1 protein-coding gene is annotated in these 1,743 nt (G+C 44.2%); it reads right to left on the bottom strand.

What is annotated here, in order from left to right; all coding sequences use genetic code 11:
• Nucleotides 1-420: 420 nt before the first annotated feature.
• A complete protein-coding gene (gene leuB, locus QL919_RS14035; protein WP_290190086.1) occupies nt 421-1,524 on the bottom strand; it encodes a 3-isopropylmalate dehydrogenase in 1,104 nt (367 codons plus the stop codon).
• Nucleotides 1,525-1,743 lie beyond the last annotated feature (219 nt).

Raw genomic sequence — 1,743 nt, forward strand, 5'->3', positions numbered from 1 at the left:
TTGGTCATAAGGAGCTTGTTGTTAATTGGCGTTGTAATTATTAATTATAATACCATAGGGAGTAAGGGTAGTTATCAATAACGCATTCATCCCACTACTTTAGAAGTAGGGGATTTCTGCGCTGAAAATGTTAAAATAATGTATAGTCAGCGAAAAGTAATATCGATACATCACGCGCTGCTGATATCAACTTTTCTTGCTTGCTGTGCCTACGCAGACAAAGGCTACAAAAAATTGATATCAGCAATATCGTAGCGCTTTTAGGATATTTTGACTAGACATCAAGTGAAGCTTATATATGAATGCAAAAAACCCGTAAACTGCTGAGCAATTTATGGGTTCCTAATACTTAAGTAAAACTGTTGCTTACACAAGATTGTTAATTGAATAAGCTCTCTACTGCGAAGTAATCGGGTTGGTTTATACGAGCTTGGCCAACACCGCCTGCCCCATCTCTTTACAGCCTACTTGTTTCAGTCCAACTTCGCTGCGATCTAGGATATCCACTGTGCGTAGACCATCATCAAGTACGTCACTGACCGCTTGCTCAATCACTTGTGCCGCCTCTTCTTGCTTAAAGGTATAGCGCAGCATCATCGCAACAGATAAAATAGTTGCCAATGGATTGGCTTTATCTTGCCCTGCGATATCAGGTGCTGAACCATGGCAAGGCTCATACATGCCTTTACCTGACTCATCAAGGCTGGCAGATGGCAGCATACCAATAGAGCCTGTCAGCATCGCTGCTTCGTCAGATAAGATATCGCCAAACATATTACCGGTGACCATAACATCGAACTGCTTCGGGTCTTTGATAAGCTGCATACAAGCGTTATCAGCATACATATGTGAGAGTGCAACATCGCTATAGTCCGCTTGCTGCATCTCAATCATCGTCTGCTTCCACAGTTCAGTGACTTCCAATACATTGGCTTTGTCCACTGAGCAAACTTTTGCAGCGGTGCCTGCTGCTTGCGCCCGGGTTTTTGCTAACTCAAACGCCACTTTACCGATACGCTGAATCTCACTTGTGCTATACACCATGGTGTTATAGCCTTGCTGCTCGCCATTCTCTAAGGTGCGAATGCCGCGAGGTTCACCAAAATAAATACCGCCCGTTAGCTCACGCACGATAAGCAAATCTAAGCCTGAAATGATTTCAGGTTTGATGCTTGAGGCATTAGCAAGTTGTGGGTATAACTTTGCCACGCGTAAATTGGCGAACAAACCTAGCTCACCACGGATTTTAAGTAGACCACGTTCAGGGCGTTTGCTGCGCTCAATGCCATCCCACTTAGGTCCACCAACAGCGCCTAGTAAGACAGCATCTGCTGCACGCGCACTGGCTAGTGTTTCATCCGGTAAAGGTTCACCCGTTGCATCAATGGCTACGCCACCAATCAAACCAGATTCAAGGGTCAAATCTAACGAGAATTTCTTATTGACCGCCTCAAGCACATCAATGGCCTGAGTCATAATTTCAGGGCCAATACCATCGCCCGCTAATGTTAAAATCGTTGCCATACTCATCCTTTAGGGTAGGTTTTATTCGTTACGATGATTGTTAATTATCGGTTTGCTAATAACTGAGTGGTTAGTCACTAGATTGTTAATCAATGAACTACCGACCACCTAAAGAGGTGGCGGTTTCTTAGGTAATACCCATACTTGATACGATGTTTTGTATCAGCGGTTAGGCAAATGGACTAAGCTAACCCCGTCGCACCGACGGTTTTGATTGTT

Source organism: Psychrobacter sp. APC 3426 (assembly GCF_030408035.1).
GTDB lineage: Bacteria > Pseudomonadota > Gammaproteobacteria > Pseudomonadales > Moraxellaceae > Psychrobacter.

Coding starts and splice junctions, on each gene's coding strand:
- leuB (WP_290190086.1), bottom strand. CDS start 1,524: ATGGCAACGATTTTAACATTAGCGGGCGATGGTATTGGCCCTGAAATT.